This is a genomic window from Kribbella sp. NPDC026596, assembly GCF_040638415.1.
Lineage (GTDB): Bacteria > Actinomycetota > Actinomycetes > Propionibacteriales > Kribbellaceae > Kribbella.
In genome coordinates this window covers 36,524-53,016 of record NZ_JBEZYF010000029.1, presented here as the reverse complement: position 1 = coordinate 53,016, position 16,493 = coordinate 36,524, and the positions used below count along the sequence as shown (strand labels likewise).

Below are 16,493 nucleotides of genomic sequence, written 5' to 3'. Positions count from 1 at the left end.
AGGACCGGACAGCTCGCCGGGTTGTGACGGAGCGGACAGCCGGGTTGTGACCGGCGAGACAGTCACAGAACGCGGTCGTGGTCTGTCCTAGTCAGTGAGTACGCACGCAGCCGAGGGAGAGCCAAATGAGTGTCACCGAACAGCAGATCGCCACTTCCGTCCTGGTGATCGGCACCGGTGGTGGTGGCCTGCGGGCAGCGATCGAGCTGGCCGAGCAGGGTGTCGAAGTCCTTGCTCTGGGCAAACGGCCGCGCTCCGACGCGCACACCTCGCTCGCGGCCGGCGGGATCAACGCGGCGCTCGCCACGATGGACCCCGAGGACACCTGGCAGCAGCACGCCGCGGACACCTTGCAGGAGAGCTACCTGCTGGCCAACCCGGTCACGGTCCAGATCGTGGCCGAGGGCGCGGCCCGCGGCATCGCCGATCTGGAGAGCTACGGCATGCCGTTCGCCCGCGAGGCCGACGGCCGGATCTCCCAGCGGTTCTTCGGCGCCCACACCTACCGGCGGACCGCCTTCGCCGGCGACTACACCGGCCTGGAGATCCAGCGCACCTTGATCAACCGGGCGGTCCAGCTCGGCGTGCCGATCCTCGACACCGTCTACGTGACCCGGATCCTGGTCCGGGACAACGCCGTGTTCGGGGCCTACGGGTTCGACCTGACCACCGGGCGGCGGTACGTCATCCACGCGGACGCGGTGATCCTCGCGGCCGGCGGTCACACCCGGATCTGGCGCCGTACGTCGTCCCGCCGGGACGAGAACACCGGCGACTCGTTCCGCCTGGCCGTCCTGGCCGGCGGCAAGATCCGCGATCCCGAGCTCGTCCAGTTCCACCCGTCCGGACTCATCGAGCCCGAGAACGCCGCCGGCACCCTCGTGTCCGAGGCCGCCCGCGGCGAAGGCGGTCAGCTGCGGAACGCCCTCGGAGAGCGCTTCATGACGCGGTACGACCCCGAGCGGATGGAACTGTCCACCCGTGACCGGGTCGCGCTCGCCGCGTACACCGAGATCAAGGAAGGCCGCGGTACGCCGAACGGCGGGGTCTGGCTGGACGTGTCCCACCTCCCGCGCGAGACGATCATGCGCCGGCTGCCGCGCGTGTACCAGACGCTGCTCGAGCTCCAGATGCTCGACATCACCAAGCAGCCGATCGAGATCGCGCCGACCGCGCACTACTCGATGGGTGGCGTATGGGTCCGGCCGGAGGACCACGGGACCGGCATCGACGGGCTGTACGCGCTCGGCGAGGCGGCCAGCGGTCTGCACGGAGCGAACCGGCTGGGCGGCAACTCGCTGATCGAGCTCCTGGTCTTCGGCCGGATCGTGGCGGAGGAGGCCGCGAAGTACTCGATCGACCGGCAATCACAGCAGCGGTCGGCCGAGGCGGTCGCCGAAGCACGAGCGGAGGTCGACGCACTGCTGGCGTCCGACGGCCAGGAGAACGTACGCGCGCTGCAGCGGGCTCTCCGCGACACGATGACGTCCCGGGCGGGCGTCGTACGCGACGAAGCCGGACTCCTCGCAGGCATCGCCGAGCTTGCCGAACTCGACGATCGCATGACCCGGCTGGGCGTCCACCCCGACATCGCCGGCTTCCAGGACCTCGCCCACGCCTTCGACCTCAAGTCGTCCGCCCTAGCCGCCCGAGCCACCCTCGACGCAGCCCTCGAACGCCGAGAATCCCGTGGCTGCCACAACCGCTCCGACTACCCCGACCTCGACGAGTCCCTCCAGGTGAACCTCGTCTGGTCCGGCCCCGGATCGATCGAGCACGAACAGATCCCACCCATCCCCGACGAGTTCCGCACCCTCATGCGCCACGTCTCCTCCGACGGCAAACTCGTCGAGTGAGGCCTCAGTCTCGCTGTGACAGGAGGGTGAGGAGCAAGGCGAGGGGGGACCAGTTGGTGCGGCCTCGGCGGGTTAGGGCGTGGGCTCGCATGTTGGGTTCTGGGTCGCGGAGGCGGCGGCGGGAGATGCCGGCGGTTTTGGGGTAGTCGGCGGGCATCAGGGCGACGCCTAGGCCGGCGATGATCATTTCCTGGACGAGCGGGAGGCTGTCGGCGCGTTGGGTGATGCGGGGCTCGAAGCCGGCCAGGGCGGCGATCGTGCGGACGACCCGCTCGTCGGCGTTGTGGCGGGAGTTCACGATCCAGTCGCTGTCGGCGAAGGCCGCGAGTACGTCGGCCGCCGGACCGGTCGTACGCGGGGACTGCGACGGCACCGCGAGACTCCAGGTGGAGTGCCACAGCGGGGTCAGGTCCAGCGCCGGCTCGACCGCGGCGGGCGCCAAGTTGTAGTCGTAGCTCAACACGAGGTCTACCTGGTCCCGCTCGAGCAGGGCCAGCGCCTCGGGTGGTTCCTGTTCCTGGATCTCCAGCCGCACCGCGGGGTACTCAGCCGCCAACTGGTGCACGACGGGCAGCAAGGTATCCCGGATTACGGTGTGGAACGCAGCGACCCGGACCGTCCCGGCCGGCTCCGCGGATGGGTCGAGATCGGCCCGCGCCGCCTCGTGCGCCGCGAGGATCTGTACGGCGTGCTCTGCGAGCCGACGACCGGCCGGGGTGAGCCGGACCCGGCGACCATCCGGCTCGAGCAGCGGCGTACCGACCTCCTTGGCCAGCGCGGCGATCTGCTGCGAGACGGTCGAGGTGGTGACCCCGAGGGTCTCCGAGACCGCGTGCATCGACCCCTGTCGTGACAGGGCCAGCAGGAGCTCGAGACGGCGTACGTCCATCGGACTATTGTTCAGAACTCCCGAACGATTTGTCCACAAATATCACGTGGACGCGAACGGATTCGCGAGCTTCACTGGAGTCATGAGCACGCGTGACAGCCGCACCGGAGTGACCTTCGCCGTCTTGTCGATGACGATGGTCCAGCTCGGCCTGGCCGCCTCCGTCGGCCTCTTCGACCGGGTCGGCCCCGAGGGTGCTGCCTGGTTGCGACTGGCCTGTGCGGCGCTCATCGTGCTGGTGCTCTTCCGCCCGCGCCCCAGCTCCTTCGACCGCAGGTCCTTCCTGGCCGCGGTCGGCCTCGGCGTCGCCACAGGTGGAGTGACGCTGCTCTTCATGGCTGCGGTGGCGCGCCTGCCGCTCGGCACGGCCAGCGCACTGGAGTTCCTCGGTCCGCTGACCGTCGCCGTACTGGGCAGTCGTGGCCGGCTGATCTGGCCCGCGCTCGCCTTTGTCGGGGTCATGCTGCTGACGCAACCGTGGCACGGTTCAGTGGACGGGATCGGCGTACTGTTCGCGCTCGGTGCCGCCGTGTGCTGGGCGGCATACATCGTCCTCACCCAGCATGTCGGCGACAACGTCACCGGCCTGCAGGGCATGGGGGTGTCGATCCCGGTCGCCGCACTGGTCGCGACCGTGGTCGCCGGACCGAGCACGATCCCGGTCATGACCTGGCAGCTCGTCGCCATCGGGTTCGGGCTGGCACTGCTGCTCCCGGTCGTGCCGTTCACCCTGGAGTACCTCGCCCTGCGCCGCCTCGACGCCGGCGTGTTCGGCACCCTGATGAGCCTCGAGCCGGCCCTCGCCCTCCTCATCGGCTGGCTGATCCTCAGCCAGTCCCCCGGCCTCCTGCAAGCCGTCGGCATCGCCTCAGTGGTTGCCGCCGGCATCGGCGCCGAGCGCGCCCACAGGTCAGCCGCTCCGAAGCTGGATGAGCAGGCTGGCGTAATCGCCGACCAACGTCAGCGACAGACCATGAGCCATCAGGAATGCGCCTGACACCACGCTGTCCTCGAAGCGGTACGCCGCCTCGGGATCCAGCCCCTGCAACCGCAGCGGCCGTGGTGCGCTGTCGTACTGCTGCGCCTCCTGATACACCAGTACGACGGACTCCTGACGGTCCGCGGTCACGTACTGCACGGCCGACGCGGATCGCCCCGGCTCACCCAGGCGGTACTGCGATCCGTGCTGCACGACGTGCCGGATGTCCTTGTACTCCGCGATCAACTCACGCGCCAGCGTCAACTCAGCCGGCGACCACTCGGCCAGGTCACCGCCGATGCCGAGGACGCCGGCCATCGCGACATGGAAGCGATACGTCAACGGCACGTTCCGCTTGTTGATGAACGTCGGCACATCCGTCACCCAGCACGACATCGTGCGCGCCGGGTACACCTGGCTGAACCCGTGCTGGATGTAACGCCGGTCCAACGCGTCGGTGTTGTCCGACGTCCAGAACTGATCGGTCCGCGCCATGATGCCGAGGTCGACCCGGGCGCCGCCACCCGAGCAGGCCTCGATCGCGACTCCGGGATGCCTGGCCCGCAACGCGTCGATGATGCCGTAAACCGCGGTGACGTGGTCGAACCAGATCCGGCCTTGCCGCGACGGCTCGGCCGGCCAGCCGGTGTCCGCGAATGGGCGGTTCATGTCCCACTTCACGAACTGCAGATCGTTTGCCGTCAGCAACGAGTCCAGCTGCTCGAGAGCCCAGGCGGCGACGTCTGGCCGGGCCAGGTTGAGGACGAGCTGGTTGCGCAACTGCGCCGGCTCACGCCCCTCGAAGTGATACACCCAGTCCGGATGCGCGCGATACAGATCGGAGTCAGGATTCACCATCTCGGGCTCCACCCACAGCCCGAAGCCCATGCCCAGGGCGTGCACCTTGGAGATCAGCGGCTGCAGCCCGTTCGGGAAGCGATCCGGATTCACCGACCAGTCCCCCAGCCCCGTACGGTCGTCGGTCCGCCGGCCGAACCACCCGTCGTCGAGCACGAACAGCTCACACCCGAGGTCGGCCGCCTGGGTCGCCAGCGCGACCTGGCTCGCCTCGTCGACGTCGAACCCGGTCGCCTCCCAGGAGTTGAACAGCACCGGCCGGATCTCCGTTGCCCGCGGCAACACGTGCTCCAACGCATAGGCATGCCACGCGCGACTCGCCGTACCGAAGCCGCCGCTGGTGAACAGGCCCGACGTCACCGGTGTCACGAGTTCCTCGCCCGGCTCGAGGCCACGTGGCCCGAAGTTCTCGTGCCCCCAGCCGAACAGCACCTGCACGGGCTCGTCGAGCTCCCGCTGCGCGAGCATTCGCCACGACCCACTCCAGTGCAGGGCCGCGCTGTACACCTCGCCGGTCTCCTCGGTCGCCGTACCGTCGTCCAGAGCGATCCACGGATTCACATGGTGGCTCGTGATCCCCCGTCGGCTCTCGACCACGAACCGCCCCTCCGCCAACTCGCTCCGGCCGAGCCGCGTCTCGGCCGCCCAGCGCCCGGTCAACGTCGACATCCGGTACGACGCCTGCTCGGGCAGGACCCACGCGGCCGAGTCCAGCCGATGTACGTCGACGGCCGAGTCCGACTCGTTCCGTGCGACGACCCACCGGTCGATCACGTCGCTGTCGTCGTACATGCGGTAGTGCAGGCTGACCCTGACACCGCGTGCGTCGAAGATCAGCTCCAGGTCCCGGTCGTCGTGGACGAGGTGGTCCACGAACGCCCACTCGGTACTCCGCACGTCGCCGTACGCCAGCGACAACGCGGACCGCCCGAACTGCAGTCGCCCGTCGAGCGGGTACTCCTCATGGCCGTTGGCTGCCGACCGGAAGCTCGTCCACTCGCCGGCCAACCGGGCGGCCGTCGTACGGGCCAGGTACGCCGCGTCGTCCACCGTGATCCGTGCACCCCAGTGGGTGTGGATCGGGATGTCGTCGTCGCCGAGGTAGGCGGAGTACGACGTACGCGGCGTCGTCAGCAGCAGGACGCCGTTCTCGAAGTGGACACTCATTTGACGGCTCCCGTCGTCAGACCGGCGACGAACTGCTTCTGCAGTGCGACGAAGAACAGCAGCACCGGCAACGACGCCAGGAACGAGAAGGCGTAGAGCGTGCCGAAGTTGGTCGAGTACTCCCCCACCGACCGGTAGACGCCGACCGTCACCGTCGTCCCCGCCTCGGGACCGAGGACGATCAACGGGGTGAGGAAGTCGTTCCACACCCAGACTCCGAGAAAGATCATCACGCTGGCCGCCGCCGGGCGCAGCGTCGGGAACACGACCTGCCAGAACAGCCGGAACCGGCTCGCGCCGTCGATGCTCGCAGCCTCCTCCATCTCGATCGGCACTGTGCCGATGAAGCCGGAGAACACGAACACCCCGAACGGCAGGTAGTACGCGACGTTGGCACAGACGACTCCGACGACGGAGTTCATCAGGCCGACGGCGCCGAGTACTTGCGTCACCGGCTGCAAGATCACGGCCGGCGGGATCATCAGACCCGCGAGCAGCATCAGCAACGCCGGCCGCGTCCAGCGTGCGGTCGACCGGACCAGGTAGTGCGCCAACATTGCCGAGAGCAACGTCAGGGCCAGGACCGAGAGCACGGTGATCTGAACGCTGTTGATCAACGCCGACCAGTACAGCCCGTCTTCGCGGCCCAGGACGGCGTCGAGGTTCGCACCGGTCGGCGGTGCCGGTAGTCCGAGTGGCGACGACTGGATGTCCTTGACCGGTTTCAGCATCCCCGTCACCACGACGTACACCGGGAAGAAGAACAGTGCGGCGAGCGCAATCGCGGCGATCGGCCGGACCACCTTCACAGATGTACCTCCCGCCGCTGGAGCAGGCGCAGGACGAGGCCGCTCAGCGCGACGATGATGCAGAGCATGATGGTCGCCTCCGCCGCGGCGAACCCGATCCGGTCGCCGCGGACGCCCTTCTCGATCACGTCGAACGCGATCGACGCCGTGGTGTTCCGACCCGGCCCGCCGTTGGTCAGCACGAGGACGTGCTCGTACACCTTGAAGCCGCTGATCAGCAGCATCACCGTGTTGATCGTCACCGCGGACGCGATCATCGGCCACGTCACCGACCGAAACCGGCGCCACCACCCCGCCCCGTCCACGATCGCTGCTTCGTGCAACTCCTTGGGTACGCCGTTCAGTCCGGCCAGGTACACCACGACGCAGAATCCGAGCATCTGCCAGCAGAGAATCCCGCTGATCGAGTAGAGCGCGATCCCCGGATCAGACAACCAGCCCACGTCGCCGAACACCTTGTTCAGAACACCGTCGGGACGGAGCATGCTCTGCCAGATGACGCTGACCACGATGCCGCTGAGGATCACCGGCGTGAAGAAGACCGACCGCAGCAGGCGGTAGAGCAGCGTGTCGCGATCCAGCAGCAGCGCGATCGCGAGGCCGAGCACGTTCGGTACGACGACCACGATCGCGGTCACCACGAACGTGTTCCGCAGTACGAGCCAGAACTGGTCGTCCTCGAGCAACCGCCGGAACTGATCCAGCCCGACCCAACTGGTGTCCGGGGCGAAGCGGTTCCGATCGGTGAACCCCAGCACCACGGTCCACCCGATCGGAACCAGTACGAGCAGCCCGTAGAGGAACAGGCCGGGCAAAGCGAACCCGGAGAACTCCCGGACCGGTATCAGACCAGAATGCCGTTTTCTCGGCTGTCTATTTGAGAGAAGCATATTCTTTGTTCAGCTTGCTGACCGCGGTCTTCGCGTCGGACTTGCCGTTCAGCAACTCGACCGCGATCTGCTGGACCGGCACAGTCATGTCGGCGGGCAGACCGTTGTCACCCTGCTCGATCGACAGCGCCGGGGTGACGGTCTTGTCCTTGACCGCCTGGTTGTAGATGGCGAGGGTCGCCTTGAAGAGCGGACCCATGTCGGCCGGCGGCTGGTAGCCCGCGATGGTGTTGAACGTGCCGTCCGCCTTGGTGAAGGCGTCCGAGGTCTCCTTGTCCTTGGTCCACTCCAAGGCGAACTTCTTCGCCAGGTCGACGTTCTCTGCCTTCGCGCTGACGCTCAAACCACCACCAGTGAGGTTCGGAACGACTGCCTTACCGTCATCGGACGGCCAGGCGAACACCCCGACGTCGAACTTCGGCTTGTCGTTGTCCGCCGAGGTCGCGAACCACGAGCCCATCGGATACATCGCGGCTGAGCCGGCCCGGAATGCCTTCTCGTGATCGGCGTACGAGCGGCTCGTGCCCTGCTTGTCGAGGTAGCCGAGCTTCGCCAGCTGCGCGACTTTGTCGGTGGCCTTCACGAACCCGGGGTCGTCGAATGTCTTCGACCCGTCCGTGATCTCTTGCGAGAAGCCCGGGTCGGACAGGTAGACGTCGGTGCCGACCGTACCGACCCAGGTGTACATGCCGGCGAACGTGTCCTGGCCGCCGCCACCGACCGCGATCGGCGTGATGCCGGCCGTCTTGAGCTTCGCGCAGTCGGCCAGGAACTCGGTCCACGTCTTCGGCGGGGCGGTGATCCCGGCCTTCGCGAAGTCGGCTTTGTTGTAGTAGAGCAACGACTGCGGCTGGGCATTCGTCGGCAGTTGGTAGATCTTGCCCTTGATCGCCCCCGACTCCGGGCTGGCGAAGTCCTTCAGCTCGTCCTGGGTGAACCCCGCGAGCTGGCCGCCCTCGGCGAAGCCCTGCGGGTTCACCGCGATCATGATGTCCGGCAGCTGCCCCGAACTGGCCAGCTGCTTGGCGTAGGTGGTCCGGTCGACGTTCGGGGTGACCAGCTTCTTGATCTTCACCCCGGGCACCTTCTGCGACACCCGGGCGATCGCCGAGTCCCACAGCGAGGCGGGCAGGTTCGGCGTCTCGAAGGTCAGCATCGTCAGCTCGACGGTGCCGCCGCTCTCACTGCTCGTCGCCTTGCCCCCGCTCGTACAGCCGGCAAGCGCTACGGTCAGGAGGGTCGCCACAGCGATCGTGCCTGTCCAACGTGATGGCATACGGTTCCTTCCGAGGTCCGGCCCGCGCGGCGTTCCGGCAGTATTATGCAGATCAGTTGGCAATATCGGCGCGAGCATAAGGACGATTCATCGGATGAGTCAAGATCGAGCCGCCGGCGGGCGGATGGGCGATTCGTCGCTGCTGCGCAGGCTGAACCTCGCAGCCGCCCTCGGGGCGTTCCTCGAGTCCGAGTCACTGACCCTGCGCGAACTGCGCGCGCTGGTCGGCGTCTCCCGGCCGACCGCCGAGGACCTGCTCGCCGAGTTGCTCACCGAGGGCCGGGTCGAGGAGAGCGCTCCACCCCGCAAGCCCTCGACCGCCCGCGCCGCCGGCCGGCCCGCCCGATATTTCCGGTTCCGCGCGGAATCGGGGTACGTCGCAGGCCTGGACATCGGGGCCCACAAGGCGATGGCCGTGGTGACTGACCTGCGCGGCAACCCGCTCGCGACGCACCGGGTCGAGCTCGACCCCGACCTCGGCGCGGGAGAGCGCGTGCGAGCCGCGGTGGACGCCGCCCACGTGAGCTGGTCACAGGCCCAGCTCGGGCCGGCCGATATCACCGGCATCGCGTGCGGGGTGACCGGCGCACTGCGGGCCGCTGAGGGCGTCCACGACGTCCGCGACGGTCCGGTCGGCTCCGGGCTGGCGCCGTACTCGCTTCCCGGATTCACCGAGATCGACGTGGCGGGAGCCCTCTCTGACGGGCTTGGACAGCCCGTGGCGGTCGCGAACGACGTGAAGCTGGCCGCTTTGGCCGAACACTGGAAGGGCGCGGCCCGCGAGTACGGGGACGTCGTCTACATGTTCGCCGGTCACCGTGCGGGAGCCGGCGTACTCATCGACGGGCAGGTGCACCAGGGACGTCACGGCGCCGCCGGTGAGATCGGCGTGTTTCCGACCCTCGGCTGGGCGCCGGCGATGGAGCGGCTGCACGCTCGTGGCGCCGCGCTGGCGGCCGAGCAGGGCGCCGGACCTGGTCGCGAGGGCGAGTTGGTGATCGCATCCGCGGCCCTGCAGGACCCAGAGAGTCTCGCCGTGCTGATCGAGTTCGCCGAGGTGCTGGCCCGCGGCGCGGCCGTGCTCGCGCTGGCCGTCGACCCCGAGGTGATCGTGCTCGGCGGCGGTATGTCGCGCGGTGGCGCGATCATCGCCGAGCCATTCCGGCGCGAGCTGGCGAAGCTGTCGCTGGTCCCCATCGACGTGGTCAGCTCGACGATGGGTGCCGACTCGGTCGCCCTCGGCGCGGCCCGGATGGCGCTGGACACCGTCCTCGCCGACCTGTTGGCGGTCCCCGGGTCTTGACCGCACGGCCGGAAGGTTGGAAAGATCGGATCTCTCAATAGGCAATCTTGTTGCCATTATTCTTCCGCCCACTCGAAGTGAGAGAACTCGATGGCCCTCCGACTACCCCGGCGGTTCACTGCCGCCACCCTCGTCCTGGCCCTGATCTCCACCGTCTTCGGCATCGCCCCCGCCCGCGCGGAGGTCGAGAACCCGCGCCAGCAATGGATGCGCGACTCCACCGCCGGCCTGTTCCTGCACTGGGGCATGTTCACCGCGCCCCGCCACACCGACTGCGCCGCCTGGGAGCGCGACGTCACCGCCGGCGGCTGGAACGCCGACTACTGGGTCGACGAGGCGCAGAAGCTGCACGCGTCGTACATCGTGCTGGCGACCTTCCACAGCCGCCTCGGCTACGCCCGGCCGTGGCCGTCCAAGATCCCTGGTAGTTGCGCCACGCAACGAGACTTCCTCGGCGAGCTGGTCGCCGCGGGCAAGGCCAAGGGTGTGCACATCCTGCTCTACATGACCGACGACCCGCAGTGGCACAACGAGGTGCCCGGCGTCGAGACGCTCGATTCGGCTGCGTACTCGGCGTACAAGGGTCAGCAGGTCGACCTGACCACGCGGGACGGGTTCGGCATGTACAGCTACGACCTGTTCCACGAGGTGATGGACGACTACCCGGACCTGTCCGGCTTCTGGATCGACAACGACAACGCCTACTGGGAGCAGCACGGACTGTACGAGCAGATCCGGCAGCAACGGCCCTCGTGGTTGCTCAGCAACAACAACGAGGACACCCCGATCATGGACACGGTCAGCAACGAGCAGAAGACCGGCATCACACCCGCCTACGACTACCCGCAGGCGACCTTCACCCCGATGCCGAGGCTGACCGAGGCCGACTACAAGCTGCCCACCACCGGCCAATGGTGGTACGACGGCAGCGACAGCGTGGTCGACTACGGCCTCAGCGTCGGCCGGTACGTCGCCAACGCGGGATCGTCGATCAAGTCGTTGATGGCCGAGACCGCGATGGTCAACGGCAGGTTCCCGCCGCAGCAGGTGAACTTCAACAACTTCATGGCCGAGTGGCTGCCGCCGATCATGTCCTCGCTGGCGAAGACGGACGGCGGCGGGTACATGTACGGCGGGATGCAGCCTGGCTTCTGGAACGACGGGGCGCACGGGGTGATCACGGTCGCGGACAACGGGCGGACGCAGTACCTGCACGTGCTGACCAAGCCGAAGTCGCAGGACCTGGTGAGGCTGCGAGACAACGGTTACCGGGTCACGTCGGTGTCGGATGTCCGGACCGGGAAGTCGTTCCGCTTCAACCAGTCGGGTGGGTATCTGTCGATCCTCGGGGTCACCGACTGGGATCCGTACGACACCGTCTTCAAGGTGACGATCTCCGGTCAGGAAGGTCTCTATCCGCAATCGATGCTCAAGGCAACTGCCACGGCGGCGACCGGCGATCATCCTGCGGCGAACCTGGTCGACGGCAGCTACCCGAACTACTGGGATGCCGACGGGCAGTTCCCGGTGGCGGCGACACTCGACCTCGGTCGGGCGCGGAAGGCGACGTACCTCGCGGTGAACCAGACCGAGTGGTCGCCGACGCACGCGCGGGAGTCGTTCGGGCGACCGGAGGACTCGGCGCGGATCAAGGACTACAAGGTGTCCGTCAGCGTGGATGGCAAGCGTTGGACGACGGTGCGGGCCAGCGCGATGCCGAGCCGGCGCGGTGTGCAGTTCATCGACATCGGCAACCAGGTCGCGCGGTATGTGAAGCTCGAGGTGCTCAACACGTGGTCCGGGCCGCAATCCCCGCCGTACTACCGGCAGTTGCGCATTGACGAGATCCGGGTCGGGTACGCGTATCCGCAGGAGTTGCGGAATCCGCTGCCGTTGGAGGCTGAGTTCAACCGCAGCGGGGGTAGTCGTGTCGCCGGCTGTGCGGCGTGTTCCGGGTCTGCCCAGGTCGTCGGGTTGGACCGTGGCGGGGTGACGTATCGGGATGTCCAGGCTGCGAGTGCGGGGACGTACCGTCTGCAGTTGGACGGGACCACGTCCGCTGTTGGGTCGTTCGCGGTCCGGGTCAACGGTGGCTCGCCGATCACGGCGTCGCTGGATGCGGGTAATCCGGAGGTGCCTCGGTCGACGGCTGTCGCCGTACCGCTGAAGGCTGGTGCGAACACGATCCAGGTGACGGGCGACCGTCAGGTCGGGCTCGACCGGATCGCGATCGGGCCGATGCCGCCGGCGTCGTACGTACCGAAGACCACGATGACGGTGAAGCCATCCGGCATCGTCTGGGTCGGCCCTGGCCAACAATCGGTCACGGTGTCGGCTGAGCTCCGACTGGACGAGGACTCGATCGACAACGTCCGCATGACGCCTGTGGTTCCGTCGGGTTGGACTGTCTCGGGTGCTCCGGTGACGGCAGCCGGTCTGCGTCTCGGTCAAACGATCACCGGCACGTGGACCCTCACGGGATCCGGCGCCGCACAGGTCCCAGTCGAAGTGACCTTCGAAACGGTCGGCCTTCCCCACAAAATCACAAAGACTGTCCCGATCCAGGTGCGCCCAGCCGACAGCGTCTTCATGCGCGAGGCCGAAAGCTCCCTCAACCAGATCGGCAGCGCCGGCATCACCAACTGCTCAGGTTGCTCCGGCGGCCAGAAGGTCCGCAACCTGGGCGGCACCCCCGACGCCCACGTCATCGTCCCCGACATCACCGTCGCGGCGGCCGGCACCTACACCCTCCACCTCGACTACACCGTCAACGGAACCAAGTCCTACTTCGTCTCCGTCAACGGCGGCCCTTCCGTCGAAGCCTCAGTCACCGGAATCGGCAACACCACAGTCCAAACCGTCACCCTCCCCATCCACCTGAACTCCGGCCCCAACACCCTCCAAATCTCCAACAACAACGACCCCGCCCCCGACCTGGACCGAATCTCCATCACCTGAAATTTCAGGGGGATAACCCCTCACCTAGCGGGTTGCCCACTGAGATTCTCAGTGGGCAACCCTCCAACTCAAGGGTTAACCCCTCAAATGCTCCGGGGCGGCGGGTCGGGTCGGGGCGGGTTCGACGACGGAGCGGCCGAGCCGGCGGTGGTGCGGGCGCGGGTTAGGCCGCGGATTCGGCGGTGGTGCGGGTTTCGCCGACGGCGGCAGCTCGGGCGGTTGTGATGGTTTGGGCGTGAGGGGTGGTGGGGTAGCGGGATAGGAGGGTTCGGACCTCTTCGGCGGGGGCGTTGGCGCCGAACATTTCGGTGTGGGGTTGGAGGCGGATGCCTTCGGAGAGGGGGCCGGCGATGACGGGGTCGAAGCCTAGGGAGTTGACGATTTCGGCGACCTCGGCGGCGTCGGCGGGGGCGCCGGCTATGGCGATTGCCTTGCGGTCGGGCGATCCCGGCGGGCGGGCGCCTTCTTCCAGGTCGTGGTAGCCCATGTGGTTGAAGGCCTTGACGACTCGGGACTCGGGCAGGAAGTCCTGGATGATCTCGCTGGACGACGTGCGTGGATCGGTGAGGTCGTCGCGGGTGCCGTCGACCTCCCACCAGTAGTTCATCGCGTCGATCACGAGCTTGCCGCGCAGTTCCTCGGCGGGGATGGTGCGGTACTTCCCGAGCGGCAGCGCCAGGATCACCACGTCGGCCTCCGCGACCGCCTCGGCCGCGGTCGTCGCGATCGCGCCGGGCGTGACGACCTGCACGATCAGCGCGATCTTCGACACCTCACCGGATCCCGCGATCAGCACCCGGTACCCGGCCGCGACCGCGAGCCGCGCGAGAACGGTACCGACCTTCCCGGCACCGAGAATGGCAATCGTCACTTCTCCTCCGCTGCGAGGATCTCCCGGACTATCGGGATCACCTTCGTGCCGTACAACTCGACCGCACGCATCCGCGCACTGACCGGCAACGGCCCGGCGGAGTAGATCAGGTCGAACCGCCCGACCCCGAGCGTCTGGACGGCGTCGGCGATCCGGCGGGCGACAGTCTCCGGCGAACCGACGTACATCGAGCCGTGCTCCACCTCGGAGTCGAACTCCTGTCGCTTGATCGGCGGCCAGCCGCGCAGCGCCCCGATCCGGTCCCGCATCACCTTGTACCGCGGGTAGAACACCTCACGAGCCTCGTCGTCGGTGTCGGCGATGAAGCCAGGCGAGTGCATCCCGACCGGCAGTGCGGTCGTGCCGAACTGCTCCGCCGCCTTCCGGTACAGATCCAGGTACGGCGCGAACCGGTCCGGCACACCACCGATGATGGCGAGCATCAAGGGCAGCCCGTAGAACGCCGTACGTACGACGGACTGCGGCGAGCCACCGACGCCGACCCACGTCTTCAAACGACCGGACTCGGTCTTCGGATAGACGTCGGCGTTGTCGAGGGCGGCCCGGGTGGTGCCTTCCCAGGTGACCGGCTTCTCGTCGAGCAACCGGCTGAACAGCTGCAGCTTCTCCTCGAAGAGGACGTCGTAGTCGGCCAGGTCGTAGCCGAACAACGGGAAGGACTCGGTGAACGAGCCGCGCCCGAGGATCACCTCGGCCCGTCCGTTCGACAGCGCGTCCACGGTGGAGAAGCGCTGGAACACCCGGACCGGATCGTCCGAGCTCAGCACCGTCACCCCGGATCCGAGCTTGATCCGCGACGTCCGCGTCGCGATCCCGGCCAGCACGGTCTCCGGCGTGGAGATCGAGTACTCCGGGCGGTGGTGCTCGCCGAGCGCGATCGCGTCGACACCGAGGTCGTCGGCCAGAACGGCCTCCTCGACCACGTGCCGGATCGCCGCGGCATCCGAGACCGGCGCGTCGTCGTCACCCACCGGAATGTCCCCGAAGGTGTCGAGTCCGAACACCAGGTCGGCCACGTCGGCCATATTCCCCACTCCCATCTGCGTTGCCACCTCAAATACTAGGTTGACATGTCAACACGCAGGACCTGGGGGTTCATTCCCGGCTGTCAGAGCCAGTGCCGAAGCTTGTCCGGGTTCAGCACGATCCACACCGCCGCGACTTTCGCGCCCGTCACAGTCAGGCTCACCACGGCCACGACCGCACCGGCCCGGCGCAGGACCACGCCGGCCTGTCCGTTCACCGCTTGGACGGTCAGCGCCGTACCCGGCTGCAGGCTCAGCAACTCGGTCACACACTGCGCGACCGCATCGGCCCCGCGGACCGGATGCGGGGCGGCCGCGACCTGCCCGCCGCCGTCGCTGACCACGACCGCCTGTGGCGCGAGCATGCGCCGTAGCGCACCGACACTGCCCGCACTGCAGGCCGTCGCGAACTCTTGGACGACCGATTCGTCACCCCGCCTCACCAGGAAGCTCACATCTCCTCCAGCTGCCTCAAGCGGGTACGCCGGTGAGCTTCGCAGGGTTCAGTATCCACAGGATTTCGTCGATCCCGTCCTCCGACGCGTTGACCGTACAGAACCCGAACACGTCGCCACCGTCGCGCCGCAGGAACGCTGCCGCCTGGCCGTTCGCCGTACCGAACTCGACCTCGACGCCGACCCAGAAGCGCTCGTGAAACGCCCGGTAGTACTTCGCCACCCGCGGCCGGCCGACTACCGGGAACTTCGATACCTGACGGATGCCGCCGCCGTCGGAGTAGCTGATCGCGTCCTTGGCCAGCAACTGTTCGAGTGCGGCGAGATCGCCCGAGCGGGCCGCGGCGACGAAGGCGGTGAGCAGCTTGCGCTGCTGGGTGCCACTGATCTCGGTACGGCGTTCGGCCCGGATGCGCTTGCGGGCCCGGCTGACGAGCTGCCGCACCGCCGCCTCGGTGGTCTGCAGGATGGCGGCGAGCTCGTCGTACGGGTAGTCGAACGCCTCGCGCAGGATGTACGCCGCCCGCTCGGTGGGCGAGAGCCTCTCGAGCACGAGCAGTACGGCGAAGCTCAACGCCTCCCCGCGCTCCGCGCCCAGCAGCGGATCGGCGCTGGTGTCCACCGGTTCGGGCAGCCACGGGCCGATGTAGGTCTCCCGGCGAGCGCGGGCGGACTGGCTCGCGTTGATCGCCAGCCTGGTCACCGCGGTCGACAGGTACGCCACCGGGCTGACGACCGCACTGCGATCGGCGGCCTGCCAGCGCATCCAGACCTCCTGGACCAGGTCCTCGGCCTCACTGTGACTGCCCAGCATCCGGTACGCGATCCCCATCAGGCGCGGACGCACCTCGTTGAAGATCGCGACCGCCTCGTCGAGGTCGTCCGCCTCCGCCATCCCCACCGTCCCAGTGTCAGGCTGAGGATACGGTCGTTCCCGGATCATCACCCTCCAGGGCCTCGATCGCACCCCGCAGGCTCCGCAGGTCGACCGCCTCCTCCTGAACCTCCACCGGATCGAGCAGCCACTCGCTGGGCGACTCGATGTCGTCGTCGGGCGGCGTCCCCGCCGCATTCAGCTCGATGTCGGCCTCGACCTCCACCTCGAGCTCGCGCAGGACCGGATCGTCGTTCATCGA

At 67.8% G+C, this 16,493-nt stretch carries 14 protein-coding genes; 4 read left to right on the top strand and 10 right to left on the bottom strand.

Features of this window, described 5'->3' with window-relative positions; translation table 11 throughout:
* Positions 1-125: 125 nt before the first annotated feature.
* Positions 126-1,856, top strand: a complete 1,731-nt coding sequence (locus AB0E63_RS23960) for an FAD-dependent oxidoreductase (protein ID WP_360370180.1) — start codon at positions 126-128, stop codon at positions 1,854-1,856.
* 4 nt (positions 1,857-1,860) lie between these two features.
* Here AB0E63_RS23960 and AB0E63_RS23955 read toward each other — a convergent pair whose 3' ends face one another.
* Positions 1,861-2,745: a LysR family transcriptional regulator gene (locus AB0E63_RS23955; protein ID WP_360370177.1), complete on the bottom strand. Its 885-nt coding sequence runs from the start codon at positions 2,743-2,745 to the stop codon at positions 1,861-1,863.
* 82 nt (positions 2,746-2,827) lie between these two features.
* Between AB0E63_RS23955 and AB0E63_RS23950 the strand changes: the two genes are divergently transcribed.
* Entirely contained in the window at positions 2,828-3,742 is a 915-nt protein-coding gene (locus AB0E63_RS23950; RefSeq protein ID WP_360370174.1) for an EamA family transporter, read from the top strand.
* Here the strand turns inward: AB0E63_RS23950 and AB0E63_RS23945 are convergent.
* From AB0E63_RS23945 to AB0E63_RS23930, 4 genes are read right to left on the bottom strand one after another with little or no spacing between them, the layout of a single operon-like run.
* Entirely contained in the window at positions 3,656-5,749 is a 2,094-nt protein-coding gene (locus AB0E63_RS23945; RefSeq protein ID WP_360370171.1) for an alpha-galactosidase, read from the bottom strand. The two genes, AB0E63_RS23950 and AB0E63_RS23945, sit on opposite strands and share 87 nt — an antisense overlap.
* The gene (locus AB0E63_RS23940) at positions 5,746-6,558 is read right to left on the bottom strand and encodes a carbohydrate ABC transporter permease (protein ID WP_360370168.1); all 813 of its coding nucleotides are present in this window, start codon (positions 6,556-6,558) and stop codon (positions 5,746-5,748) included. Before AB0E63_RS23940 ends, AB0E63_RS23945 begins: the two co-directional genes overlap by 4 nt.
* Entirely contained in the window at positions 6,555-7,373 is an 819-nt protein-coding gene (locus AB0E63_RS23935) for a sugar ABC transporter permease (RefSeq protein WP_360370165.1), read from the bottom strand. The genes AB0E63_RS23940 and AB0E63_RS23935 overlap by 4 nt, the downstream gene beginning before the upstream one ends.
* Before the next feature lie 58 nt (positions 7,374-7,431).
* Entirely contained in the window at positions 7,432-8,724 is a 1,293-nt protein-coding gene (locus tag AB0E63_RS23930; RefSeq protein WP_360370162.1) for an extracellular solute-binding protein, read from the bottom strand.
* Between the two features lie 94 nt (positions 8,725-8,818).
* Here AB0E63_RS23930 and AB0E63_RS23925 point away from each other — a divergent pair, with 94 nt between their 5' ends.
* On the top strand, positions 8,819-10,027 hold the full coding sequence (locus tag AB0E63_RS23925) for an ROK family protein (protein WP_360370159.1): 1,209 nt from the start codon (positions 8,819-8,821) through the stop codon (positions 10,025-10,027).
* A gap of 90 nt (positions 10,028-10,117) precedes the next feature.
* A complete protein-coding gene (locus AB0E63_RS23920; RefSeq protein ID WP_360370156.1) occupies positions 10,118-12,985 on the top strand; it encodes a discoidin domain-containing protein in 2,868 nt (955 codons plus the stop codon).
* 163 nt (positions 12,986-13,148) lie between these two features.
* Here the strand turns inward: AB0E63_RS23920 and AB0E63_RS23915 are convergent, their stop codons facing one another.
* The 5 genes from AB0E63_RS23915 to AB0E63_RS23895 all read right to left on the bottom strand — a co-directional run bounded on the left by AB0E63_RS23915 (position 13,149) and on the right by AB0E63_RS23895 (position 16,490).
* On the bottom strand, positions 13,149-13,856 hold the full coding sequence (locus tag AB0E63_RS23915) for an NAD(P)-binding domain-containing protein (RefSeq protein ID WP_360370153.1): 708 nt from the start codon (positions 13,854-13,856) through the stop codon (positions 13,149-13,151).
* A complete protein-coding gene (locus AB0E63_RS23910; protein ID WP_360370151.1) occupies positions 13,853-14,917 on the bottom strand; it encodes an LLM class flavin-dependent oxidoreductase in 1,065 nt (354 codons plus the stop codon). The genes AB0E63_RS23915 and AB0E63_RS23910 overlap by 4 nt, the downstream gene beginning before the upstream one ends.
* A 68-nt stretch (positions 14,918-14,985) precedes the next feature.
* A complete protein-coding gene (locus AB0E63_RS23905; protein ID WP_360370148.1) occupies positions 14,986-15,357 on the bottom strand; it encodes a hypothetical protein in 372 nt (123 codons plus the stop codon).
* A gap of 16 nt (positions 15,358-15,373) precedes the next feature.
* Positions 15,374-16,252, bottom strand: a complete 879-nt coding sequence (locus AB0E63_RS23900; RefSeq protein ID WP_360370311.1) for an RNA polymerase sigma-70 factor — start codon at positions 16,250-16,252, stop codon at positions 15,374-15,376.
* Positions 16,253-16,268: 16 nt separating this feature from the next.
* Complete coding sequence (locus tag AB0E63_RS23895; protein ID WP_360370145.1) at positions 16,269-16,490, bottom strand: hypothetical protein; 222 nt, start codon at positions 16,488-16,490, stop codon at positions 16,269-16,271.
* Positions 16,491-16,493 lie beyond the last annotated feature (3 nt).

Bases quoted from the DNA above. Each gene is read 5' to 3' on its own strand.
- AB0E63_RS23895 (WP_360370145.1), bottom strand. From the start codon at position 16,490: ATGAACGACGATCCGGTCCTGCGCGAGCTCGAGGTGGAGGTCGAGGCC.
- AB0E63_RS23910 (WP_360370151.1), bottom strand. From the start codon at position 14,917: ATGGGAGTGGGGAATATGGCCGACGTGGCCGACCTGGTGTTCGGACTC.
- AB0E63_RS23945 (WP_360370171.1), bottom strand. From the start codon at position 5,749: ATGAGTGTCCACTTCGAGAACGGCGTCCTGCTGCTGACGACGCCGCGT.
- AB0E63_RS23925 (WP_360370159.1), top strand. From the start codon at position 8,819: ATGAGTCAAGATCGAGCCGCCGGCGGGCGGATGGGCGATTCGTCGCTG.
- AB0E63_RS23955 (WP_360370177.1), bottom strand. From the start codon at position 2,745: ATGGACGTACGCCGTCTCGAGCTCCTGCTGGCCCTGTCACGACAGGGG.
- AB0E63_RS23960 (WP_360370180.1), top strand. From the start codon at position 126: ATGAGTGTCACCGAACAGCAGATCGCCACTTCCGTCCTGGTGATCGGC.
- AB0E63_RS23930 (WP_360370162.1), bottom strand. From the start codon at position 8,724: ATGCCATCACGTTGGACAGGCACGATCGCTGTGGCGACCCTCCTGACC.
- AB0E63_RS23900 (WP_360370311.1), bottom strand. From the start codon at position 16,252: ATGGCGGAGGCGGACGACCTCGACGAGGCGGTCGCGATCTTCAACGAG.
- AB0E63_RS23920 (WP_360370156.1), top strand. From the start codon at position 10,118: ATGGCCCTCCGACTACCCCGGCGGTTCACTGCCGCCACCCTCGTCCTG.
- AB0E63_RS23950 (WP_360370174.1), top strand. From the start codon at position 2,828: ATGAGCACGCGTGACAGCCGCACCGGAGTGACCTTCGCCGTCTTGTCG.